Genomic DNA, 26,380 nt, shown 5'->3' on the forward strand with positions numbered 1-26,380 from the left:
CTTCGGGGCTGTGAGGTCTTATATTATTAAAAAACCCCTAATTTAAGAATAAATGATCAAGATAGAAGAAAAGGAAATTTGGTTTGTAACCGGGAGTCAGCACCTTTATGGGGAAGAAACTATTAACCAGGTCGCAAAGAATTCCGCAGCCATAGTTGATGGGTTTAATGGATCACAAAAGATTCCGTTAAAGATAGTTCACAAAGATACCGTCAAGACCCCTAATGAGATTACGAACCTGCTCCAGCTGGCAAACACAGAGAAAAAGTGTATAGGGATCATCACCTGGATGCACACTTTTTCGCCCGCCAAAATGTGGATTACGGGCCTGAGTATTCTTAATAAACCTATTTGTCACCTTCACACGCAATTTAACGCTGAAATTCCATGGGGAAAGATCGACATGGATTTTATGAACCTTAACCAGTCTGCACATGGAGACCGGGAATTTGGTTTCATGATGTCCAGAATGCGCAAGAAGAGAAAAGTGATCGTAGGACACTGGCAGGAAGAGCGTGTACAGCAAAAAATAGGCAACTGGTGCAGAGTGGTGCTTGGATGGGATGAACTACAAAATCTAAAAGTTGCCCGTATTGGTGATAATATGCGCGAGGTAGCTGTTACTGAAGGAGATAAAGTGGCTGCCCAAATGAGATTTGGTTTCTCGGTCAATGGCTACGATTCTTCGGAAGTTGTTGCGCATATCAATAAAGTTTCAGACGCCGAAATTGATAAGCTGTTGAAAGAATATGAAGCATCTTACAATCTTTCAAAAAAAATTCAGAAGAACGGTGAAAAAAGAGATTCCCTGAAAGAAGCTGCAAGAATTGAACTGGGTCTTCGTGCTTTTCTTGATGAAGGAGGTTTTAAAGCCTTTACCGATACATTCGAGAACCTTGGTGAGCTGAAACAATTGCCGGGAATTGCCGTTCAGCGGTTAATGGCCGACGGCTACGGATTTGGAGCCGAAGGGGACTGGAAATCAGCTGCCCTTTTACGTGCCATGAAAGTGATGACCTATGGACTTGAAGGTGGAACTTCCTTTATGGAAGACTATACTTACCACTTCACTCCGCAGAGATCTTACGTGCTTGGATCCCATATGCTGGAGATCTGTCCTTCTATTGCTGAAGGAAAGCCTTCCTGTGAAGTGCATCCGCTCGGAATTGGAGGAAAAGAAGATCCTGCAAGACTTGTTTTTAATTCTCCCGAAGGTCCTGCCCTCAATGCTTCCTTAGTTGATATGGGCAACAGGTTTAGGTTGATCGTCAATGAAGTGGACGCGGTAAAACCGGAAGCAGATCTGCCAAATCTACCTGTCGCACGGGTACTCTGGGATCCAAAACCCAATCTTGATATCGCTGCGACTTCATGGATCCTCGCCGGGGGGGCTCACCATACTGTGTATACGCAGGCCCTTACTACCGAATTTTTGGAAGATTTTGCAGACATCGCCGGAATAGAACTATTGGTGATCGATGAAAAAACGAGCATCAGGGAATTTAAAGATAAAATGAATGCTAACGAAGCTTATTACCACCTGTTTCAACACGGGATGTAAAACTAAACCAATCCAAATATGAATACAGTAAAAAGAAGTTTTTTAGGTTGTGGCTTTTTGATTTTAGCCCTTGCATTCGTTCAGTGCAAAAATGAAAATAAAGATTCTCAGACTGTAGAGGGAGATATTAATTCTGTTAATAACGCAAACGTTTTAATGGAAGAATATGGTACCACACCCAATGGTGAGAATGTAGAGCAGTATACGCTTAAGAATGAAAGCGGAATGGAAGTTAAGATAATCACCTATGGGGGACGAATAACTTCTCTTACAGCACCAGATGCCAATGGGAATTATGAAGATGTTGTGCTGGGGTTTGATTCTCTTGAGCAATATCTCGAAGATAATCCATTTTTTGGAGCCTTGATTGGTCGCTTTGGAAACAGGATCGCTAATGGAAAATTTTCCCTGGATGGGGAAGAATATACCCTGGCGCAGAACGACGGCCAAAATCATTTGCACGGTGGTGAAAAAGGTTTTGACAAAGTTGTGTGGACAGTTGAAGAGGCAGATAGCACCTCCCTTAAGTTATCATATGTTAGTGAAGATATGGAAGAAGGCTATCCCGGCAGGCTTGAAACTGTTGTCACCTATACCCTAAACGATGATAATTCTCTTGATGTTGATTATGAAGCCACAACCGATAAAAAGACTGTACTGAATTTAACCCAGCACGCCTATTTTAACTTATCTGGAGATTTTTCGAATACCATTCTGGATCACGAGATAGAGATCAATGCTGACCAGTACCTTCCCGTGACCGAAAATCTTATTCCTACGGGAGAATTGCGGGATGTGGCAAATACCCCATTTGATTTCAGAGAACCGAAGCAAATTGGAAAAGATATAGATGCAAATAATGAACAGCTTCAAAGAGCCGGCGGATACGACCATAACTGGGTGCTGAATGAGCAGGATGGCGGGATGCGTTTTGCTGCTTCTGCATACCATCCGGAAAGCGGCCGAATGCTGGAAGTTCACACTACCGAACCCGGAATCCAGTTTTACTCAGGAAACTTCCTGGATGGAAGTTTACCGCTTCAGTATGGCGACGGTAATTACGAAAAAAGGAGTGGCTTCTGCCTGGAGACACAACATTATCCAGATTCTCCAAATCAGGAGAACTTTCCTTCTGTTGTCCTTGAACCGGGTGAAACCTATGCTACAAAAACAACTTTTAAATTTTCAGTAAAATAGATATGCAGACGTTAGATAATTATGACTGGATCTCGATAGGTATTTATTTTGCTATTCTTGTGGGGATTGCCGTTTGGGTGATCCAAAAGAAACAGTCAAATACTGAAGATTATTTTTTAGCAGGAAGAAATGTTGGCTGGTTTGTGGTGGGGGCTTCCATCTTTGCATCAAACATTGGTTCAGAACACGTAGTGGGATTGGCGGGAGCCGGTGCCGGGAATAAACTCCCCATGTTGATCTATGAGATCCAGGCGTGGGTGGTGCTTATTCTTGGATGGGTGTTTCTCCCTTTCTATGCCCGAAGCGGAGTGTTCACAATGCCAGAATTTCTGGAAAAAAGATTTGATGCAAGATCCCGTTGGGTGCTTTCCATTTTTTCAATTATAGCTTACGTTCTCACCAAAATCTCGGTAACTATTTATGCAGGAGGAATTGTGGTTTCGGCGCTATTGGGAATAGATTTTTGGACAGGAGCCCTTTCTACTGTAATTCTCACGGGTATTTACACCGTACTTGGCGGAATGAGAGCAGTTGTTTACACTGAAACTCTGCAGGCCATTATCCTCGTACTTGGTGCAGCAGCTTTAACCTTTATTGGTCTCGATAGAGTTGGAGGCTGGGAGAGCATGGTGGACACTGTAGGTCCCGAATATTTCAATATGTGGCGTCCTGCTACAGATCCCGATTTCCCATGGCCTTCGTTATTGATTACAAGTACAATAGTGGGAATTTGGTATTGGTGTACAGATCAATATATTGTTCAAAGGGCACTTACCGCCCGGAATATTAAAGAGGGTAGGAGAGGTACGATCTTCGGAGCACTTTTAAAATTGCTGCCGGTATTTTTATTCCTTATTCCCGGGATCATTGCACTTACTCTTAAAATGAGAGGAGAGCTTCATTGGGATAGCCCAGACCAGGCTTTTCCTGTTTTGATGAGTAACCTGTTACCATCTGGTTTAAGAGGTTTGGTCGCTGCCGGCTTACTGGCAGCATTAATGAGTTCCCTGGCTTCAGTATTTAACTCCTGTTCCACGCTTTTCACTGTGGATATCTACAAGAAGCTTAGACCAAATACTCCAGAGAAGAAACTGGTAAGAACGGGCCAGTATGCCACCGTAGTAATTGTTATTATTGGTATTGTCTGGATTCCTATTATGGCCAATATTTCAGGAGTGTTGTATGAATATCTGCAAAGTGTGCAGTCTTATATTGCTCCTCCAATTACCGCAGTTTTCCTTCTTGGGATTTTCTACAAGAGAATTAATGCAACCGGAGCTTTTGTAACTTTAATAACAGGTCTTGTTGTTGGTGCGATACGTATCGTTCTTGAGATCACTAAGGATTCACTTGATCCGGACGGTTACCTGTACGTTTTGGGAGGAAGTAATTTCCTTTCCTTTGGAGCCTGGTTTTTCCTCTTCTGTATTATCCTTATTGTAGTTGTGAGTCATCTTACGCCTGCTCCCGCCAAGGAGAAAACAGATAATCTTACTTTTCAAACAATATCTGAGGAAGAGAAAAAGAACAATAAGAATAGTTACAACTGGAAAGACATTGTTGTCTCTGTTTTCATCTTAATAATAGTGGCCGCAGTAATGATTTTTTTTAGCGGGGAATAATACATGGTTCAAAGGAAGATGAAGGGGGCTAAGAGATTAAGCACGATGGAGTAAGGCAATGTTAATTGCCTTCAGGAAAATGGCAGGTGAACCTGAATATTTACAACCATATTATAGATTTTAAATTATTAACCTTAAAACCAATTATTATGACTTATTCACCAATGAAATTGCTCAGGTCTACCATGTGGACATTTGTATTTGTCTTTGCTGCATCGGGATGGGCGCAGGATGGAACTATTTATCCACTTGAAAATCCTAAAGAACCAAATGCCATTCCATTAGGAACGGGGGGTGTTGAAGATCAGCCCGCCCAGGAGACCTGGTTTCGGCAGTGGGGCGATCCCATGGCGCGGAATATCACAACTGCAACACTCACTCCCTTTCTGCCAGATCCAGACAAGGCGACCGGTACCACCGTTATTGTGGCTCCGGGAGGAGGCTTTAGATGGCTTTCTTTGGGTAATGAAGGTTGGGAAGTGGCAGAAGCTCTTGCGGAGAAAGGAATTGCCGCCTTTGTTTTAAAATACCGGCTTCACCCAACGCCTGAGTCACTCGATGAATTTAAGGACTACATGAGTCGCCCCATGACACCCCCGGCAGAGTCGCAGGATGGTGAGGAAGTAACCAGACCTCAGCGTCCGCGATGGAACCTGGAGAACCAACTTGAAGATGCCGAGGCAGCCTATGCTATGATCGTAGAACGGGCTGAAGAGTGGGGAGTGGATCCCAGCAATATTGGAATGATCGGGTTTTCAGCCGGTGCGGGCCTTACGATGCATTCAGCTTTGAATTCCAAAACTATGGATTTGGCTTTCATCGGACCAATTTACGGTGGTTTAAATGAAGTGGAGGTGCCGGAGAATGCCCCTCCAATGTTTAACGTTATTGCTGCTGATGATTTCCTCTTCCAGGGAGGATTCGGTTTGATCGAGTCCTGGCACAAAGCCAGAATACCTGTTGAGTTTCACCTTTACCAGAACGGTGGGCATGGTTTTGGCCTGGGAAATCCTGACCGTACAAGTAATCGCTGGTTCGATGCTTTTATTTACTGGCTTGAAGTAAACAAGTTTCTTAAAGCAGGAGCTGAAGATTAAAGAGATGCAAACCAGAAGTCAATATCTTTAGAAAAGATGTTGCTAACTAAAAAGAAAAGCGCAAGTAGTAAGTTAAATTTAAATCTTACTGCTTGCGCTTAATAATTATAAGATGTTTATCAGTTTTTGAATAGACTTATATATCTAATCTTTGTCTATTACCAGATTTTTAAAAGCTGACCCAAAGATTAAATAACTGGTGTTTCCGCCAATCGTACCTTCGTTTTGTCCCCACAGGAATGGCCAGTCGTCATAGTTTTCAAAGTGATTAGGTTTTCTGAATAGAATACCCGGAGCAACATTGCCTGGAATGAATGAAAAGTCTGCTCTGTTATTGCCATAGAACACTTCCTTGGGACGTGCTGCACCCACTGTTGCCACTAATGAATAATTGTGATATGGGTGCTTTCCAAATAACCAGTCGGTAGTTTTGAATGCATGACTGGGGTCAATAATATCAGGAAAGTGTTTGTTGGCAAAGCTAATGGTGGTACCAAAGTTTACAATGTATCCGCTACCTGCCCAGTTACCAAGACCAATGGGTACCCCGTATGGATTATCATCTTCAAGCCCGGCAATATATTCATTGTATTTCATGACATATGGTCGTAGCTTTTCCTTATAAGATGCATCCATATGAGGTATACCATGTAATGCAGTTAAAATCACAAAGCTGACGTTACGGTCAAGCGCAGGCCACAGAAGTTCCTGGAATTTATCTTTATATTGTTGCTCTCCTGTTGAGATATACAGCTGAAGATTAGTGGAAATATCTGCTACAGATGTCCACTCCCTGCCGATACTGTCCTGTGGCTGTTTGGCAAGCAATTCTGTAGCTTCCTTCAGCAGCCTTTTGGACTGAAATAGAGCTCTTTCTGAAAGATCGTCGTTATATCCTTTTAGCGCCCGGCTTGCTGCAGCAAACATAGTTGCTGCCCTGAGATCAAGGCTGGGATTGCGACTTGTAAATGCCCACATATCATCCTTCACTCCGCTCGACTGGCCGTCAGCAGCTACTTCGTAAGGACCAAGATCCGGATTATAAGGAAGTCCGTCTGTCAAGGATGCTGCGTCACCCAGGTGGTGGTAATTATGAAGAACAGAATTAGAAAGCGTCTGCGTCATGTGACCAATAATTTCTGCCTGGGCCACCAGGTTCAAGGTTCCATGCTCGATAAACTGTAATATGTCTGGTGTGCCATCTGGACGGTGCAGAACAACATGCCGTGCTTCCTGATCAACAAAAGTCTGATCGCGTAAGGGTTTAAAGTACTCCCAGGTCTGGACGAAATTCTGCACGACGCTAATATTCGATCCAGTTTCAATATCAAAATCTCCGGCGTCGAAAAAGCCCCCTACGTTCAAACCAGGGATCAATTCCAGCCCTTCATATTCGGTATCGGTTTTAGGACCCTGATCATGAAGATCGAAATGATCTGTATTTGGTGGAGCCTGCAGATAGCCATCCTTGAAAGGCTCCCCGTGCCACACTCTGTATCCCTCCTTAACGAACATATGATTCATGTGAATGGGGATCCAGATATCGCTGGTGGCATCAGTAATTTTGTCGTAGACACTGTTGTTTATTATAAAGTTATTTGTTTTAGTGTCTCCATACTGGATATAATATATACCGAAAGTGTCAACTGAAGAAAAATCGAATTTTACGTAATGGTATTTATAATAATCACCCCAGGGTTCGATATGGCCGCTAAATACCTCAGTAGTCTCGCCGTCTTCGTTAATTTTATGTATTGAAGCTTTTGCAAGGGGTTTGTCTTTCTTGTCGAGTTCAATGACGGAGACTTTTTCCTGTGATGGAAGATATCCAACTTGTGAAAAACCTATATTCGGTTCTCTTACCCAACCTTCAATTGCATTTGGTTCAACCGTCCAGGTTAGTACCTTACCAGTTTTTCCTTCCGGAAGCAGACTTCGAACCACAAACCATCCATTTTGTGCAAGAACACGTCCGTCAAAAAGCATTAGATCGGCACCCTGCGACGTGATTTTTACCGTACGGGAAGGCTCATCGGGGGCAAGAAGAAGCATACGCCCGGTTTCGAGAGGAAGCGGCTCAATAAATTCGCCGGTCCCCCTGTCATCATAGGTTTCATAACCTTTAAATTGCTTAAGCTTTTCACTGTTCGGCTTTGTAATAGTGTTACCTACCACATAGCGCGGAAAACGATTGATACGCCCGTCCATCAAATATGTTTTAGCCCAATATTGTGAGGGAAGAAATTCAAGATTGAATCCGGCTTTTCCTTCAAGTTCTTTGGGAACGGATTCATCCAGGTAAACAGATATTTCAACCCCTTTACCCTTAGCAGTAACAACTACTCTCGATTCAAAGTCAAAATCATCATATCTTAAAATAGACTCAATGCTTTTCGAGGCAGGGTCTACCTTTCGTGTAGGTATTGAGGGAACAAGATCCCACTGCTCGGGTGTGCTGGAAAGCCTCACGGCGCCACCTTGAGCTGTTCTTACGCCATGGTGGATAAGTTCTATCCCTGCAGTTTTTTCATCGTTGAAGCCTCCTGTAAAAAGGTTGTTGTAAACAAGAACGTTGACACCTTGCGTCTCAAAATATTCCTGGTCATTCAATTTTAGATCCTGGCTCCATGTCATATTGGATACTGTTAGTAGCAGCACTACAGCCGATAAAATTTTTATTCTACTCATCTCAATTAAATAAATTTGCACTGAATTGGCAGGTGAAGTGTAAATATAACACAAATCTATTTTATTGCTAATTACATGAAGTCTAAATTTCAAATATACAGGGGTTTAACCTCTTAAAAGAATGCCCGATTTTGTGCGCGAGGATTTTAAATTTTTATCCTGCGATTTAATTCCGTTCAAGTGAATTAGTATCTTGTAAAAAATTACCACGAGCCAATAAGGGAATTGCTCCGACTGTCGCCGTTAACGAAAGCAATATTTAGCAAATCTTATTTTTGAAGAGACAAGGCCCAGTTTTAAACTTCTTTGTTTTTAATTTACCACTTCCCCAATATGTTTTTTATAGAATTTCCAGTTTTCCCGTGCAACATTTCTTCCCAATTCCAATCCCTTCAGGTTGTCCGATTGGATATGGTATCCACCCAACACTCTTGAAAATCCGGCCATCTCAGCTGCTTCTGTAAATGTGGGAAATTGTAAGGTCACTTCTTTACCAACCCTATTGGGTTCAGTAAGGCTTCCGGGAATCAACTTAACTTGAGCCCCAAAATTATCACTACCAGTAAAAAGCCTGAGGGCTTCAGCGCAGGCACCGCTCACTGCACTATGGCCCGAAACGTAACCGGGGAAAGGAGGGCATAAAAAGGTATCAGGAGAATATGGTCTCCAGGATTGCCCTTTCAGCTTTATCATTCCTTTTTCAGGACCTCCCCAACCGGTGATATCTTTATCTTTGTAAAACGAGTGAATTAAGGCATAGGGCCTGGCATAATCATAGAACATTTTGGTGTCCCAGCAGGCAATAAATGCATCCATTGCAGTGATCTGGTTGTAGAAATACATCTTTACATCCTCATCCAGAGTATGATTATCCCTTACCGAAACTTCCTGGGCAAACTTGAGCCAGTGGCCTGCCTGCTGTACAGATTGGGGGCCATCCCTCATGAATTCCACCAGTGCTTTTTGTTCATTAGAAAGATTTGCCTGCAGTTCTACCACTTCCTTAACCTCTTCTTCAAGTTGTTTTGAGCCAACCATTGGTGGAGGTCCCGGCCTAAATTGTTTTGCAGATTGTAAACCTACAGGTTTCACTTTATGCCAGTAGGGTGTGAGACAGGCGGGAGCAAACTTTCCTCCATTCCCATCAGAAAAATATTTAGTCTGCCACCTGTTCAGGTCCGAATTCTCATCAACAGTATTAACCGGTTGATATCCTGAATAGTCAAAATAAGCCTTACCATTGGATCCTGGTTCATCACCGTATTGATTCGCACCGTCATTACGCCTTGTCTCAATAACAGCTTTTGCCGCTAAATTTCCTATACCTACAGGTGTAGTGGGATCTAGAGAAAGATCATTGGGATCTAATCCTAATTCCACCATAAACTCCCGAAAGAGGGGTTCATCTGTATAATAATATTCATTTAGAGCCCTGAAGGCTGCGTAACTAATTGCAATCTCTTTATTTCGTAAGTTTTGCTCGTTACCGGGTCTTCGGTCAACTTCCTCTAAATAGACAGGAATGGCTTTTTCATCATATCTTGACCAGGCGTCAAAAACCGCTGTAAAAATAAGTCCAAGGAAGCGAGAGGTTACGGTGGGCCTGGGATTAAACTTCTCCGTATCATTTGCAGTTGCAATCAGAGCCATTTCTCCCCACTTGTAAGCCACATTTTCAACTCCTTTTGGTTCCCTTTCCTTAATGTGATCAAATGCTTGATGAGGAAATGTATTTGATGTACCGCTATAACAAAGCAATAGCGTAAAAAGGTATAGAACTGTCTTTTTCATTTCTAAAAAGGATTAATTGAGCTATTTTAACCTTTTTTTAAATAAAATCCTAAAAAGTTGACTAAAAGATGACCATAGAATGAGACAAAAAATAGTTCCGCCTGCTTTTATGTTCAGCTGAAAAATCCCATTTTACCCGAAATAGAGGTTTCCCTGAAGAATCTGGATAAAATAACAGACAAAATAGAACATAGATTTCAACAGGTCCTGAAAATGACATTTTTGAAGGTTCATTCTGAAGACGTGATTTTTAAAAAGAGAATGCCGGAAAAGTCGAGAAAATGAAATTCTGAATTATTTCAGAATCTTAACCAACTGAAAATTTACATCAATTAGAAGCTGAAACAAGTTCAGCTTCACAAAATACGTTCTTTCATTCTTGAATACGGTTTAATATTTGAAAGTGACTTTATTTTTTGTTACTAAACAGCGAAACAAAACTCGCACCTTCGAGGCTAAATTCAGCAGTTCCATTCTGCACCTTTACATTTTTCAGTTTCTTAAAAGAAGAATCCTGATTAGTAATATACAGGTTCATTGTTTTAAGATCTTTTGGTAGTCCCGTGAGTTTTACATTTCGTGTAGCGCCTTTATTTACAAGGTGAATGACATAACTGCCTTTGGATTTGTCCCCAAGTGCAGCTGCCCTGATCCCTTCCTTATCTACTTTTACCGGAATGTAAAATAGGCCTTCAGGAGTGTTACTGAGTTGCTTTAAATTGAAGAAGCGCTGTGTGGGATATAATTCGTCCTCATGATTTCCGAAAATTCCTCCTCCAGACATTACCGAATAATCTGCCGTTAGCTGCCATTGCAGGATGGAAAGTGGCTGCGCAATATTCATCATTTTTATGTACACATCTACCTCTTCCAGTGCATAGGTTGGTTCTTCAAAGATCTGAGGATATCTCCATGCTCCGGCATCTATACTTCCTTCTCCAATGAACAGCGGTTCTCCAACCCGGTTTGAAATATCCCTCCATTTTAGAAGGTTCTCCTCTGTGTATCCTCTCCATGAGTGAAAGGAAACTCCGCCAATGTACGGGAGGCTTTCGGGATCTGTGGAGGCAAGGGTGGTGAAGTCCCAGCCGTTGGCATCGGCAGTATCACCTAACAGGAACTCTGTTTCTAAGCCTTCGGCCCGAAGTAAAGAGCCCATTGTTTTTATCAATTCATTGTGCTCTACATCTGTTTGCTGCACATCAATCCCTAGATCTGATTCGTTAAAGGAGAACATCACGGTTTCCACTCCGTATTCTTCCTTCAGGTACTTAACGTATGACACAAGAGAACGATAGATCTTGTCACTCTTAGTGAGATCCAATTTGTTACCCATGCTTCCGTCAGGATGTTTACCCTTAAACCGCTCCCCAATAATAGCCCAATCTGGCGGAAACCAGGCGGCCAGCATGACCGGGATGTCCATTTCGTCAAGCTTTTGAGCCATTTCCATGGCCGCTTTTACTTTAGGGTGTATTTGCCCTTTTCGAGCCTGTGCTGCCGGATCTTCATCCTCATTCTGATGCCAGTATTGCCACGGCATTTCCACCCTTCCCCAGGTCACATCCAGGTTTTTCAGAGTGTAGTCAATTACCTGCGGATCTGTAGCTGCATTCTGAAGCCTGAAATTTCCGCCAATTCCGTCAAAAGCTTTTTCTTCCTGCCCAGGGAAGACTTTTATTGCCACCGGACTCTTGTCTATCTCCCCGGAAGCAGCGATAGTAAAGGTATTTCTATGGACATCCTTTGCCTTGATCTCACCTGAAGCCATAACGAAATTGAGCCTTACATTTCCTATCTCCGTCTCTTCCCTGTTGATGATCACTTCAGCCAGTTTGGCAAAATTTATTATAAGTTTACGGGTAGGGGACTCGATGGTCATTCCCTGCGCGGGAGCTTTATAGTCTGCTTTGGTAGCGCCATTTTGAAGATCTTTCATCTCCACTTTTCCATGGCTAATAAAGCTGAAAGTTGTTTCGGAACCAAATTCCTTAGGGAGATCAATGGTAAAGTAAGCCGCATTGATCAAGGTGTCTTTAGGAGAAACAAAAGTAACCTCCACTTCTGCCTTTGCGTCTCCCAGAGTTTCAATAGTTTTTGTCCATTTGAGATCTTTCATCTGATAGGAAAAGATCTTTTTTGAACCCTCTCTTTTGAAATCTATATTCTGTCCTTCTTTTCGCGTGCGCCAGGTCTCGCCCCACTGGTTTTCTACCGAAAGACTGCTGTTGAATTCCATCAATTGATTGTCAATTCGAATTCCTGTCATGTTTCCCCAGGTGGTAAATTCGGCTTGTGCGTCTGAATTGTGCGGAAGGAGAATAAATGCTAAAAAAACGCAGCTGCTCAGAAAAGTTTTAATTCTGTTGTGGTGTAGATTAAATCTTGTCATGATATTTTAATTTCTTCAGCTTTGGTTTAACTAATCCAAAACTTAGGTGTCAAAAAGGGCATTTGGAGGATGCTTTATTTTTCATTCAGAAGTTTATCTGCTGCCAGGATCAGGAAGAGATAATCTGTGGTTCCACCGCCTAAAACGTATTCGGTTTGTTGCCACAGGAATGGCCATTCAAGTAGTTCAGGAAAATCGGGGCGGATCAGAGCAGTTCCCGAGCCAATTCCGCCCGGAATATGTGAAAATTCCCCTCGATTCACCCCGTAAGCCTGAGTTATTGATCTTGATCCCACGCCTGAGGCAAAGGAAGAAGTGTTTACGCCGGGATGAACTCCTAAAACAAAGTTCATGGCACTCAGCATGTATTTTGCAGGGAAAATATCCGGGTAGCTGGTGTGGAAAAAATACTGTTTTACCCCAAAATCCTGAATCCCCCAACCGGCACCCCAAATGTCGGGCTCGTAAGGCATTCCGTAAGGAGTTTTCTTTTCCTGTTCCTGTACAGTTTGTAAATGGCCCTTTACAGCGGCTCTCATTTTCTGAGTAAACTTTTTGTTATTGATCAACGGCAGCGCCGGACCAACAACCCATCCGGTTTGTTCAATATTTTCAGCAATGAGCTGGATGTTTGCTACCAGAAAATCTGAATATTTCTTCTCTTTTGTAGTTCTCAAAAGTTCCACTGCCAGCATCACTTTTTGAAGCTCATCATCGGGTTCGGTGATGTTCCAGATCTCTTCGGAAATGTTTAAGCTCCGGCGGGCAAGGTCTGGGTTGAAATCCTTCATTACCCTCGCCGCAGCTGCGAGGCCTGCAGCAGCCTGCAGTTCCCTCCGTGGATTATTTTCAGTAAAGACCCAGCGATCATCGGGAGCTCCTTCAAGACCGATAGGAATATTTTCATCTTCAGGATCATTGGAGAACGGAACATTATCACTGTGGGTCACGGGATCTCCCAGTAAAATGTATTGCCTATTGGTAGGCACAATGATTCCGCGGTAAAATCTTTCAAGGGATTCGTAGCCGTTAACAATGGAAAGTAGCCCGTGTTCTATTTGCTGAAGGATATCCGGCTTCCCGTCGGGCTGCAGGATCTCCACAATTCTGGTCTCCTGGTCAATACTGGTGTTATCATAGTCCTCCTGAAATATCTCATAAATATGTGACAAACCCTGTACAGTAGCAGCTTGTGATTCAATCCTGAGATCATAATCCCCGGCATCATGCCAGGCGCCCTGGTTAAGACCGGGAACATGCTCCCCCGCCTCATATTTCGTGAGTGTTTCGGTGCCCTGAATATATCCGTCGAAATGATTATGATCTGTGGGAGCCATGCGGGCATCGTCCATGTGACACAGCCCGTGCCACACCTTGTAACGGTCGTTTACGCGCATGTGGCACATCTGGACCGGAAGGAAATATTCCAGGGTAGGTTGCCATACATCCCGCTTATAAACATCCCGGCTTATCTGGAAAGGTTCAGTGGTATAGTCTCCATATTCGAGGACGTACATTCCGGGATCTGTAATCTTTGTAAAGTCCAGCTGGTAATATTTGTACCTCATGAAATCACCCCATTTTTCAGGTTTTTGGGAGATAACTTCAGTAAAACCACCGTCAGTTTTCACTTTCAGAAGTTTTATATTTTTTATGTCTGTGTCGGTTTTATCAGTTTCAACAACGGCTATTTTTTCCTGGGCAGGATGGTATCCAACCTGGGAAACCTGTACCACGGGATCATAGATGAAGTTTTCAATCACATTAGGAGTCACCAGCCATTCAATGGCATTTTTGGTTGCCCCGGCAGGAACAAGCGAACGCACAATAAACCACCCGTTGCTGTGAATAGCACGGCCGTCCAGAAGTTCCAGCTCGTTGTCCTTAAGGTTGCGGATGGTTAAGGTTTGTTTGGGATCTTCGGGAGCTACGGTGAGTTCTTTTCCGGTAGCCATAGGTTCGAGGCGGTATTCGCCATCTTCGGTATAAAATCCGGGGCCGTTTGCCTGCAGGTTGAAGATCCCGAATTCATCTCCCATAAAGTAAGATTTTCCGAAGAGGATTCCGGGGAAAAGTTCAAAGTTCATCCCCACTTTTCCAACCCATTCTTCGGGCAACGGTTTATCAAGATCTACTACGATCCTGAAGGATTTGCCCTCGGGAAGCACCTTTAAAGTGTAGGACATGTCAAGGTCAGGGTAGATGATTGGATTAAAACCCACACGATCTTTAGAAGGATCGGGGTAGCTCATGCGGACGCTAATTTCCCCTTTTTGACGATCTACCTGTCTTTCTCCAACTTTTGGTACCGGCTGCCACTGGCCCGGAGCAGGCTCCAGCCGCAGGTCGCCGTTGGTCGCAACTCTAATTCCGTTCTGGATAAGGCCAACCCCGCCCTGGTGGCTTTCGGGATAGAAATCATGAGCCAGCATCACATTTGCACCCCGTCTTTCAAGATATTCCTGATCATTTAGTTTAAAAATATCTGTGGAGTCTGAGTTTTGCTGAGCAAATGCATCAGCAAGAATCAGGAACATGAGAATTTGCGCAAAGGTTTTCATAGTAAGGAATTTAAACATTAAAAATAGGTTTTTAATGGATTTTTGGACTTATACTTTTTTGTCGATTTCAGGTAGTATTCTTTCAGGAGGTACGGGGATCAGACTAATATTTTATCTTTAGGTGTTCATTTAATTTTCTTCCATGAAAGCCATTTTTTATTCCCTTCTTTCGGCTGTTATCTTTACCGGATGTGTTACTACTCAAAAACCTGAAACTATAGATAACGATGTTCTGTTGCAGGAATTGGAATTTGCAGCAAAAGAACAGCTCATCGACAAATGGTATTCTTTGGCATTAGATTATGATGATGGAGGATACTTTAGCCAGATCACCCGGGATTTTAAGATAGGGAAAAAGCACGATAAAATGATCGTGACACAGGCCAGACACATCTGGACCAATGCAAAAGCTGCCGGTTTCTATCCTGAGAAGCAAAAATATCTGGATAATGCTGAACACGGGTTTCATTTTTTACGGAACAAGATGTGGGACCCGGTGCATGGTGGCTTTTATGATTTTGTAACCAAAGAAGGAGAACCTATTCTGCAAAAGGGACAGGAAAAAACGGCGTATGGTAATGCTTTTGCCATTTACGCTTTAGCTGAATATTATCGTGCTTCCGGAAATGAAGAGGCTCTCGAACTTGCCAGAAATACGTTTTACTGGCTGGAAGCAATGGCGCACGATCCCGAACACAAAGGATACTTCAATATTCTTGACCTGGAAGGAAAGCCGGTTGAAAGAACTGCCGAGTGGCCGTCCACCTCTGATGTTGGTTATAAAGATCAAAACAGTTCCATTCATCTTCTGGAGGCTTTCACAACCCTCTATGAAGTCTGGCCAAACGAATTACTTCGGGAGCGGCTGGAGGAAATGCTGGTCCTCATCCGCGATACCATTACCACTGAAAAAGGGCACATGAACCTCTTCTTTCAGCCGGACTGGACGGCGGTTAGTTTTAAGAACAGATCAAAAGAGGAAATACAAAAACACTACTACCTCGACCATGTTTCTTTTGGTCATGATGTGGAAACAGCTTACCTCATGCTGGAGGCTTCTCATGCTCTGGGATTGAAAAATGATTCGCTTACCCTCCAAAAAGGGGAAAAAATGGTGGATCATGCGCTTAAAACAGGATGGGATCATGAAACTGGCGGCTTCTATGACGGCGGATATTATTTCAAGGGGGAAGATCAAATAAGTATAGTGAACAACCGGAAAAACTGGTGGGCACAGGCCGAGGGATTGAATACATTGTTTATAATGAATCGATATTTTCCCGAAGATGAAAGAAATTACAGGCAATACTTTGAACAGCAGTGGGATTATATCCAGACATACATTATCGATGATGAATACGGTGGCTGGTATGAATGGGGACTGGATCAGGATCCCGAAGCAAAAGACGATCTGAAAGGGCATATCTGGAAAGCTTCATATCACAATTTTCGGGCACTTCAGAATGTAATCGAGATGTTGAAGCAGGAAACTGACTAATGTGCTACCGAGTACCCGAGGGTTGCAGGTTTATTAAAAATAACAGCAATAGCTTTAGGAGTTTCCTAAGCAAAGGAGATCAATCCAAATTGTCAACTTAATTTTACAATAATGGTTTACCAAAAGAATTTCTTCCTTCTCATTTTTCTTGTTGTAATCGGCAGCAACACAATGATTGCTCAATCGAATAAAACAATAACACTGCTCTCCCCGGATTCTGATATCGAACTTACTATTAGTGTCGGAGAGATCATTACCTGGTCGGTTAAAAACAATTCACAGCAGGTTATTTCTCCATCCGCGATAAACCTTCAGCTTGAAAATGAAATACTGGGAAATAATCCGAAACTGATTGATTCAGAAAAGAAAATTATTAACACAACAATTGATGCCATCAACTATAAAAAAGATGTCATTGAAGACCGGTATAACGAACTGACACTAAAATTCCGAAAGAATTACAACCTGGAATTCCGAGTTTACGATTCTGGTGTGGCATATCGCTTTGTTACCAACAAAAGACAAGAGATTACTGTTGTTTCTGAAGAGGTGAACTTCAATTTTTCTGATGATTACAGGATCTATGTTCCTTATGCTAATGATCCTGAAAAGGACGTTTACCAAATCTCTTTTGAGAATAATTATCAGCATATCCCTTTATCTGAAGTAGTGAAGGATACTCTTGCTTTTGCCCCTGTTTTGGTTGAGTTACTCAATGGGATGAAAGCCGCAATTACTGAAGCAGATCTAGAAAGCTATCCCGGAATGTTCTTAAAGGCAGGTGAAATGGAATTTTCTTTACAAGGAGAATTTGCAGGTTACCCTTTGGAAGAAGAACAGGGCGGGCATAATGGTTTACAGTCTTTCGTTACTAAGCGGGCAGATTATATTGCCAAAACATCAGGAAACAGAAAATTTCCATGGCGCGTTTTAATAATATCCGAAGAGGACAAAGACCTTCTCAATAATGATATGGTTTACAAGCTTGCTTCTGCGCCCCGAATAGAGGATACTTCCTGGATCGAACCGGGCAAAGTTGCGTGGGACTGGTGGAATGACTGGAATATTTCAGGGGTGGATTTTCGCGCAGGCATCAATACTGAAACTTATAAATATTATACAGATTTTGCTGCCGAATATGGAATAGAGAACATCCTGTTGGACGAAGGCTGGGCTCCAAAAGGGGAAATACTCAACACTATTCCCGAAATCGATCTTGAAGAAATCATAACGTACGCCAATGATAAAAATGTAGGAGTGTGGCTATGGTCGGGTTATCTACCACTTGCACAGAATATGGATCAAGCCCTGACAACATATTCTGAAATGGGTGTGAAGGGACTCAAAGTAGACTTCATGAACAGGGATGATCAGAAAATGGTGGATTTCTACTATGATCTCTCAAGAAAAGCTGCCGAACATAAACTGATGCTGGATTTTCACGGTTCCTATAAACCTACCGGACTCCAGCGCACCTATCCAAACGTGGTGAATTTTGAAGGCGTTCGGGGACTGGAAAATGTAAAATGGTCTGAAACTGATTTTCCACTTTATGATACGAGGATCCCATTTATAAGAATGTTAGCAGGTCCTATGGACTATACTCCGGGAGCCATGAAAAATGCTAACAAGGCAAACTTCCGTGCAGTTCATTCTGCTCCTATGAGTCAGGGGACGCGGGTGCACCAGCTGGCACTTTACATACTTTATGAGGCTCCTTTCAATATGCTGGCCGATAATCCTACCAACTATAAAAATGAACCGGAAAGTACTGAATTTATTGCCTCTGTGCCCACCACCTTTGATGAGACTGTCGCGTTAGAAGGGAAAGTAGGAGAATATGCTGCTATAGCAAGAAGAAAAGGTGATACCTGGTATGTGGGAGCCATTACCAACTGGGATGCACGTTCTCTTGAGCTTGATCTTTCCTTTCTGCCGAAAGGAGATTATGAAGCCGTTGTCTTTAAGGACGGAATAAATGCAGACAGAGAAGCAACAGATTATGTGCGGGAGGTGATTGAGATTTCTTCCGGGGACAAGATAAACATTCACATGTCTACGGGGGGAGGATGGGCTGCAAAAATATCCCCTGTTGAACAGAAGAAGTAGAACTTTTTGATCTTTATTAGTTTAATAGCTCTGCCAATGTTTCTACATTGATCTCATAAGAAGGATTGAAGTTATCGCTGCTCATATAATCAAGAATAGATTTATAAAGCTGATCGGCTTCAGGAGTTCCTTTTAGTTTATTTAGTTGCGACATACAAACCAGCAGTTTTCCTTTACCCACTTTGAATTCGAAGATCAGGCCCAGTTTATGATTTCTTTCGAGATTATCGATAATATGTACGATGGGTAAATAGTCGCTGTCAGTGTTGTCAAGGATGATTGAATTACTTTCCTTAATAATAGAAAACCATTGCCAGTTGGTATGAAAATCTGTAGGGAAAGAGCTGAAAATAGGGTGACTTGGATTCGTTAGTATTCCGAGAGTTCCAGGGGAAACAGGTTTATCCACGTTCTCACTAATACCTTTGAACATCCCGTAGTTCCAGAATTCCGGAGGAAAATGGCCGCGGAAGCTATTTTCTTTCACATCCACTGTTTGCGGAAAATATAGCATCTTAGCACCATTTTTTAGTTGTTCAAAAATCCGGTCATTCAGAACTTCAGGAATGGTAATCCCGGTTGGAATTTCAACAGCTGTGCTGGAAGGGTAGACCCACATAGGATAAGAATTTTGATATTCGGTATTAGAAATTCTGACTTCAACAGTGAGCTTTTCAGCCTTAGCTATCGAAGAAAGAGTGGTGCTGATGTCACCTACATGAAAGAGTTTGCCATTTGGGATTTTCAGATCCGGAAAAATTCCTTTCTTAACTGTGGTACCATCTTCTTTAAGAATTCTCCAGTTGAGGTCACCTGCAATGCCGGTATTGGAATAATTGGCGACGACTATTTCGGCTTCAAAATTTTCCTCGTTTGTCCAGGTGTATTTTGAGAATTCCAGGAGCACGACCACATCATTGCAGGATTGCCGCCATTTTTCCGGAGTTATAACTTCCTTACTGTCCATAAAAGAATCCAGGATTCCTACCAGTGCTGTACCCTGACCCGGGAAATCCTGCAGGTCGAGTAATTGAAAACCTGCCATACCTTCGGTCCTTAGAGCGGCTTCCATTTCAGCTTTATAACATATTGCCGACCAGGCACCCGAAGCCTTCTGAAAAATACTGTCCATATTTTTCATTCCTGATGCAATTAGACTCTCCCTAAACTTTTCAAGGTTCCAGGCGCGTAAAACTCCGGTGTATTTGTCTATTTCGTCATAATTGGGATAGATTTGATATTGACCAATTTCATGACTAATGAGAGGTATGTCCACCTGATTCACAGCATATGAATAATCGAAATCTGTAGAAGGTATTTGAGTATTTAGAATACCGCCATTTTTGGAATCGGCAAAGGCATGAGTGAGTCTTGTATGGGAGAGAATGGAGTCACCATCAAAAGGTGTTCTGGAACCCACAAAAAATTCTGAATAACCCGCCGGTGGAAGATAGCCTATATTGTTATTGGAACCCATGGTGTAGAGCGGACGGTCATCATACTCCTTCAGTGCCAGCATATTCTTTTTGACATTTTCGTGGCCGCTCCAGATTTCATTTCCGGGGGAGAACATAACGAAGGAAGGATGATTGGCATAAGCTTTCAGCATTGCCAGCCCTTCCTGTTTTTGCATTTCAGCAATGGTGTCCGATTCCATACCTCCCCAAAATGGCAGTTCGGCCTGCAGATATATTCCTTCCTCATCGGCTGCTGTAAAAGCAGCTTCGGGAGGGGTATAGGAGTGAAATCTATAATGGTTGATACCATAGGTCTTAGCGATCCTGTAAACCCTTTTCCAATCCTCAACATTGATGGGGGCGTAACCTGTTAACGGGAAAACGGCGGCATCATGCTTTCCTCTAAGAAAGGTTGTGCGTCCGTTAATTTTGAATTGGGTGCCTTCAGCTTTGAATTTCCGCATTCCAAAAGGAACTTTTAGAGCATCTTTTTCATTTCCGCCTGAAACAACAGCCGTCAAAAAGTAAATGGGTTGTTCATATTCATCCCACAAGCTTACCGGTTCTGCAAAAAAATAATCCAAATTCATTTTTGGCTCATATTTAATATTGAACTTTTTCTCTGGCAATTCTGTGGTTTCTCCTCTGAAGTTCTTGTGGACTTTCAAAGTGATTTCCAGCTGTTCATGCTTAAGGGGATTTTCCACCTCGAGCATTACATTTATTTTTTCATTATCAATGTCTGGATATACCTGAAGATTGGAAATATGGGTTTTAGGGGAGGCTTCAAGATGAATTTCACCTAAAATCCCGTTCCAGTTGGTCTGACTATCATCTGAATAAATGTGTACATTACCATAGGGTGTAAGATCCAGGTCGTTGTTTACCCTCACGCTAATATGATGTTCCCCTGGTGATAGATATTGAGAAACATCGAAGGTTTGTGGAGACTGCAGCAAGTTTGAACTTCCCACCATTGTGCTGTCGATCCAAATCTGCGATGGTTTTGTTCTTTCCAGGAACAATTTTATGTGTTTACCTTCAAAATTCCCAGGGATGGTAATTTTTCTTTTGTACCATGCAGCTCCCTCGTATTTATAAACCCGGTTTAAGTGAGCTAATGTGGTGTCTATGTTAAGTATTCCTTTTTTATTTGAATCGGTGGTTCCGGGAAGTTGAACAACGTCATCTAAATTTTTTAGATACCATTGTTTTTCGATTCCAACGTCATTGTTGTCGAGAGCGAACTGCCATTCTCCTTCTAATTCAAGAACATTTCTGAAATCTTCCTGTTGTGCACCACAGGATGCCATTGCTAATAAAAAAATGAGATAATAAAATTTCATGAATTTTTATTATTAATTATAGCTGAAGCTATTTAGATGAACAGGAGAGTAAGTAAAAGAACAGGTGTCAAAAATGGCATTTTTGACACCTGTTCTTAGAGGACTTACTTTTTAAGACGAACCATAAGTACATCATGAGAGCCTATGGTAGCTTTAAGATTTTTACCCGTATCTCCCAGGTCTTTGTGATTGTAGAGATCCCGGATATTAAACTTGCCGTTTTTTAAATTCAGTCTTCTGTTGTTCAAATCATCACCAATTTCATGCTTCTGCCAGTCGAAATCAAGATTTCTTGGGGTGTCTGCCATATTTACAAAGGTCATGGCCCATTCTCCGTCTGCTAAAGGCTTGACCCAGATCTCAAAATCTCCTTCATTGCTGAAACGCAGCCCTGGAATACCCAGTTTATCCTGATTTACCGCGATGACTTCTTTATTCGAAAGTGTTTTTATGGTTTCTTTTGAGGCTGTTCTAAGGTCATTTCCCATGATGAGCGGAGAGGTGAGCATACTCCACATTGCAAAATGGCTTCTGTTTTCGGCGTCAGTAAGATCATTGCCTACCTCCATCATGTCGTAATCATTCCAATGGCCGGGACCTGCAGCTTTACGAATATTTCCGCGCATGTTGATAATAGGCCAGATTCCCCATGAAGACCAGGTGCCATGACCTACTTCACAATCCCAGCAGTTAATGATGTCTCCGGTAACCCGCCACGTGTGGCCAACATCCTGTGCCCAGGTCCAGGGTTGATTATCTCCCCATTCGCAAATACTTAGCACTACGGGCCTGCCGGCTTTATAAAGAGCATCCCGCATAGTGGTGTAGGAGGCTTCGGCATTCTGTTTCCCGGTGCTACACCAGTCATACTTCAAAAAGTCTATACCCCATTCTGCATATTTCCTGGCATCCTGAAACTCATATCCACGATTTCCCGGATAGCCTGCACAGGTTTTTGTGCCGGCATCACCATAAAGACCGAATTTAAGCCCTTTGGAATGTACATAGTCTGCCACGGCTTTCATGCCGTTAGGGAATTTTTCAGGATGAGGTACCAGATCCCCGTTCTCATCCCGCTCCATGGCCATCCAGCCATCATCAAGGACGATATAGTCGTATCCGGCATCTTTCAGACCTAATTCTACAAATTTGTCGGCAATGTCTTTAACCAGTTGTTCATTAATATCTGTTGCAAATGTGTTCCAGCTGTTCCAGCCCATGGGAGGCGTTTCTGCAAGGCCTTCGAATTTTTGTGAAAAGGCGTTGAGGCTGATTAATGTAAAGAGTAGGAGGAGGGTTTTATTTTTCATTGGGTTCTAATTTTAAAAAATATTCCCTGCCGAAGATCGAACAGGGAATATTTTAAGGCTAATTCATTTTATTTATTTTTTTTCAAATCTTACATTATCAATGGCGAAATTAAGAAGGATATCGGCACCCTGGAAAGCCATTCCAAATTCGGCATCTACAAGACTAAAATCGGGCTGTCCTAACGCTGAAACAGGAATCGTTACCGTTACCCAGTTTCCTTGAGTATCAAAAGCTTCTCCTGTTTCCTCCCACGGCTGCCAGTCGTAAAATGCGTCTACACCAGTACTGGCATTAAATCTTATTTTGAACATTCCGTCACTGATAGGTTCAAAAGTGGCTATGTCGAATTTTAAGACATAGTCGTCTAAGTTGGTACCTACCTCATCTGCTCCGTGGAAAGTATCGTCGTTTCTCCAGAACAGCTCAAACCATGCGTCTGATCCTGTTTGCTGATTAATCCTTCCGTACTTGCTACCGTCCAAAGAAATAGCAGCATCATTCTGTGGCTCAACAGCTCCCCAGTATTTACCTTTATTATCCCAGTCGAAGAAGACAGCATCGGTATCTGTAACAGGGTCGGGTCTGCTTCCGCATCCTCCTGGAGTGTCAAAGCGAATATTATCTATCGCAAAGTTCAGCAGAATATCTGCGCCTTCGAAAGCCATTCCGAATTCGGCATCTATGAGACTGAAATCGGGCACACCAAGCACAGAAAGTGGGATTTCAACAGTCTCCCATCCGTCTGTACTAAAAGGTTCACCTGTTTCTTTCCAGGGTTGCCAGTTATAGATAGCATCCACCCCGTCTGAATCCTTGAACCTGATTCTAAACATTCCTTCGCTGATAGGTTCCATAACATTAATTTCAAACTTAAGGGAGTAGCCCTGAAGATCATCTCCAACAATCTCACCTCCATTCAGAGTGCCGCCATTTCTCCAGAAAAGATCTTTCCATGCTTCTCCTCCTGTCTGGAAGTTTGCTCTACCATAACTGCTGCCATCGAGGCTTATGGAAGCATCATTTTCCGGTTCTACATTGCCCCAGTATTTGCCTTTATCATCCCAGTTAAAGAATACCAGCTCAGGATCACCAACAGGACATACCCCACCTTCATCTGAAGGGAAGCCGAGAGCATTCACCAGTTCATTTGGTACGAGTAACCTGTTGATCTCATGGATAACACCATTGGTGGCTCCAATATTCGCCATCACTATTCCTGATGGAATAGCATCTTCATAAGTGGGGCGTAACCTTGGATTATCTCCTGAAAGATCTACTGTAAAATTATCTTCATGTAAGGTAGAAATACTCTGCCCATTGGTAAGTTGGCTGGACATAATAACACCGGAATGTAAGTGGTACTCTAAAAGGCCTTTTAGAAGAGTTATTTCTTCGGGAGTGTCAAAATCATCAAGACTGTCAAAATTTTCAATAACAGCGAAAAGTGCTGTAAAGGCATCGTTGTTGGGAATGAAAGCTGTTAGCTCATCCTCTACCAGCATTGGAGTCAATCCTGCTTTTTCTGCAGCAGCAAGGAAGGAAGAGTAGCCTTTGTCTTCAGCCCGGGCTTTTATATCCAGGGTTGCACCCAGGATACTTTGAAAAACATTTTCAGGTAGCAATACCTTGTCAATTCCGTGGATTATTCCGTTTACTGCCTGTACGTCTGTGAGGACTATGTTTGCAGTGTCATAACTGGCATCAGAAATTACTGAATTTTCGTCTACAGCAAAGGTGTTTCCATCCATTGCAGTAAATTCAGATCCCGGAACCAGTGCAGAAAGTGTATTGTCCCCTGGTACCACGTGAAACATCAGGATTTCCTGAAGCGTTTCAACCGGCACATCTTCTAAAGTGGCCCAGCCGAAAGCTCCGTTGAGCCGACTCATCAAATTCTCAAAGGCTGCATTAGTGGGAGCGAAAAAAGTCATAGGAAAAGATTCATTTTCCGAATCTCTTATTGAAAGGGTTTCGGTCAATCCTGCCTGTTCTATGGCAGCTGCCAACATGGAAAAATTAGGATTGGCTTCTGTGTGATCGGCTACTGTGGGAGGTACTAAAACACCATCGATTACATGCAGCACTCCATTGGTCGCACCAACATCTGAGGTGCCGGATTGTACTGCAGCCATTCCGTTGAGCGTGATTCCGCCTTCAGTATTTAAAAAAAGATCAAGAAACTCACCATCGGGACCTGTTGCCATGGTGGGTACGTATCCCGTAGCAAGGTTATGGCTAAAGTCGGCAGTTGTTGTACTAATCATATGATTCAGCACAAGATTTTCTGTGATCTCAGCCTCTACACTAGCGAAAGCAGCATCCTGTGGTACAAAAACAGTGTAGGTGGTAGTCTGCCTTAAAATGGAATCAATATTGAGTTCCACTCCTTCCATAGCCCCATAGAAGGAGGAGAGGTTTGGCGTAGAGGAAATAATTTCGCTAAGGTTGCGGGGATCATCCCCCAATTGTGGATAGAGGTCATCATCCTTGTCACAGGAAACAAAACTCACTACTGCCAGCAACATTAAAAGAGAGCGTATTTTTAATTTTTTCATCTGGTTATATTTTGAATTAATGGAACCGGAAATCTGGTTTTTGAAGACTTTGGAGAGTAGCTTGGTCAACCTCCTTCCGGATCCATTTTCTATTCTTTTTACTTAATCTTAGAGGAAACCAAAGTCATCTACATAGAAGATGTATTGTGGTAATCCTGTGTTAGTTGATTCCTGAAAGTCAATCCTGGTAATAAGCGCAGGAGCACCACCTGTAGGGTAAAAATCTCTAAGAGGAATCACATATTTTGTCCATTGTCCCGGAGTCAACGCTACCTGTACAGAAGCCGCAAAATCATTTAGAGCAATATTTACCAATTGTCCTTCTACTGTTCCATATAATGAGACGGTAATAGCCTGGTAACCGGTATATGAAATATTGGTGCCTGCAGTGAAAGTTAACCCAGACCATCCTTCACGGTAACTGGCAATAGAGAATTGTCCCAGTGCCGGATCTGTATTTTCTACGTCAAAAGTTCCACCCCACTGGCTCATTTCCCAATCTGCATTAAGCGCATCAATGAAAATGGAGTAACTAAAGCCATAAGAATCAGATTGGGCCACGGCACCACGTGCTGTTTCCAGGTAGATATAGGCCTGTTCTATTCCATCGGGTACTTTAACTGTTACCTGAGTTTCAGAAACCGAAAGAATTTCTGCCTCACTTTCTACAAGGTTTCCTTCTTCTGCAGTGCCGGAAACAAAGGTCACCTTGCTGGTTTCGGAGAAATCACCTCCAATGAGCGTTACAGTTTTTACGCCTTCCTCGGTGGTAGCTTCAGTGAAATCCTCAATTGTTAAAAGAGAGAAATCATACGTGGTCTCCCCGTGAAGATTCACCAGTCTTAAGGTGTTCTCCTGGCCTACATAGGGCGCTTCTCTGGGTACAGATGTGAAAGTAAGCTCATCTGTAGTTAAGGCAGGATTAAAACTTGCTCTTGTGCCATTAAACCAGATCTCTGTTAGGGAGGCAAAGTTTTCCCCTCTTATGATATAGGTATTTTCAAGCACTCCCTGAGTTACAGGGATATCTTCTCTTGCTTCACTGACGCTGGTGATTACCGGAGGTTCACTTCCACCCTCTATCTCCTCAACGTCAAAATCACTCTCACATGATGTGAAGGAAAATAGTGCCAGGAGAACAAATAAGAAGAAAAACTTTGTGTTACTACTGTATTTCATGGTTTTCATTTTATGC

General features: G+C 42.7%; 14 protein-coding genes. 6 read left to right on the forward strand and 8 right to left on the reverse strand.

Going from position 1 to position 26,380, the window contains the following annotated elements; all coding sequences use genetic code 11:
- Positions 1 to 52: 52 nt before the first annotated feature.
- The 4 genes from araA to ACQ93I_RS03965 all read left to right on the forward strand — a co-directional run bounded on the left by araA (position 53) and on the right by ACQ93I_RS03965 (position 5,477).
- Positions 53 to 1,561 carry an L-arabinose isomerase gene (araA, locus tag ACQ93I_RS03950; RefSeq protein WP_431697237.1) on the forward strand — a complete coding sequence of 503 codons (1,509 nt, stop codon included), beginning with the start codon at positions 53 to 55 and terminating at the stop codon, positions 1,559 to 1,561.
- Positions 1,562 to 1,579: 18 nt separating this feature from the next.
- Positions 1,580 to 2,758, forward strand: a complete 1,179-nt coding sequence (locus ACQ93I_RS03955; protein WP_431697238.1) for an aldose epimerase family protein — start codon at positions 1,580 to 1,582, stop codon at positions 2,756 to 2,758.
- Between the two features lie 2 nt (positions 2,759 to 2,760).
- Complete coding sequence (locus ACQ93I_RS03960; RefSeq protein ID WP_431697239.1) at positions 2,761 to 4,380, forward strand: sodium:solute symporter; 1,620 nt, start codon at positions 2,761 to 2,763, stop codon at positions 4,378 to 4,380.
- A gap of 149 nt (positions 4,381 to 4,529) precedes the next feature.
- On the forward strand, positions 4,530 to 5,477 hold the full coding sequence (locus ACQ93I_RS03965) for an alpha/beta hydrolase (protein WP_431697240.1): 948 nt from the start codon (positions 4,530 to 4,532) through the stop codon (positions 5,475 to 5,477).
- Between the two features lie 144 nt (positions 5,478 to 5,621).
- On the opposite strand, the gene ACQ93I_RS03970 is transcribed toward ACQ93I_RS03965, so the two are convergent.
- From ACQ93I_RS03970 to ACQ93I_RS03985, 4 genes are all read right to left on the reverse strand, one after another.
- Entirely contained in the window at positions 5,622 to 8,165 is a 2,544-nt protein-coding gene (locus ACQ93I_RS03970) for a glycoside hydrolase family 9 protein (protein WP_431697241.1), read from the reverse strand.
- 312 nt (positions 8,166 to 8,477) lie between these two features.
- Positions 8,478 to 9,956, reverse strand: coding sequence for a vanadium-dependent haloperoxidase (locus ACQ93I_RS03975; protein ID WP_431697242.1), 1,479 nt, complete (start codon positions 9,954 to 9,956; stop codon positions 8,478 to 8,480).
- 409 nt (positions 9,957 to 10,365) lie between these two features.
- Positions 10,366 to 12,348, reverse strand: a complete 1,983-nt coding sequence (locus tag ACQ93I_RS03980) for a hypothetical protein (protein ID WP_431697243.1) — start codon at positions 12,346 to 12,348, stop codon at positions 10,366 to 10,368.
- 74 nt (positions 12,349 to 12,422) lie between these two features.
- Positions 12,423 to 14,909, reverse strand: coding sequence for a glycoside hydrolase family 9 protein (locus ACQ93I_RS03985; RefSeq protein ID WP_431697244.1), 2,487 nt, complete (start codon positions 14,907 to 14,909; stop codon positions 12,423 to 12,425).
- 142 nt (positions 14,910 to 15,051) lie between these two features.
- Between ACQ93I_RS03985 and ACQ93I_RS03990 the strand changes: the two genes are divergently transcribed.
- Together ACQ93I_RS03990 and ACQ93I_RS03995 are read left to right on the forward strand one after the other, a co-directional pair.
- Positions 15,052 to 16,407 (forward strand): AGE family epimerase/isomerase, encoded by a 1,356-nt coding sequence (locus ACQ93I_RS03990; protein ID WP_431697245.1) that lies wholly within the window; start codon positions 15,052 to 15,054, stop codon positions 16,405 to 16,407.
- A gap of 111 nt (positions 16,408 to 16,518) precedes the next feature.
- Complete coding sequence (locus tag ACQ93I_RS03995; RefSeq protein ID WP_431697246.1) at positions 16,519 to 18,516, forward strand: glycoside hydrolase family 97 protein; 1,998 nt, start codon at positions 16,519 to 16,521, stop codon at positions 18,514 to 18,516.
- 16 nt (positions 18,517 to 18,532) lie between these two features.
- On the opposite strand, the gene ACQ93I_RS04000 is transcribed toward ACQ93I_RS03995, so the two are convergent.
- From ACQ93I_RS04000 to ACQ93I_RS04015, 4 genes are all read right to left on the reverse strand, one after another.
- Positions 18,533 to 21,319 (reverse strand): sugar-binding domain-containing protein, encoded by a 2,787-nt coding sequence (locus ACQ93I_RS04000; RefSeq protein WP_431697247.1) that lies wholly within the window; start codon positions 21,317 to 21,319, stop codon positions 18,533 to 18,535.
- 104 nt (positions 21,320 to 21,423) lie between these two features.
- Positions 21,424 to 22,629: a glycoside hydrolase family 27 protein gene (locus ACQ93I_RS04005; RefSeq protein WP_431697248.1), complete on the reverse strand. Its 1,206-nt coding sequence runs from the start codon at positions 22,627 to 22,629 to the stop codon at positions 21,424 to 21,426.
- A gap of 72 nt (positions 22,630 to 22,701) precedes the next feature.
- Positions 22,702 to 25,185, reverse strand: a complete 2,484-nt coding sequence (locus tag ACQ93I_RS04010; RefSeq protein WP_431697249.1) for a glycan-binding surface protein — start codon at positions 25,183 to 25,185, stop codon at positions 22,702 to 22,704.
- Positions 25,186 to 25,293: 108 nt separating this feature from the next.
- Complete coding sequence (locus ACQ93I_RS04015) at positions 25,294 to 26,373, reverse strand: hypothetical protein (protein ID WP_431697250.1); 1,080 nt, start codon at positions 26,371 to 26,373, stop codon at positions 25,294 to 25,296.
- Positions 26,374 to 26,380 lie beyond the last annotated feature (7 nt).

Origin of the sequence: Salinimicrobium sp. WS361 (genome assembly GCF_050750585.1) — a bacterium.
In the GTDB taxonomy this organism is placed as follows: Bacteria; Bacteroidota; Bacteroidia; order Flavobacteriales; family Flavobacteriaceae; genus Salinimicrobium.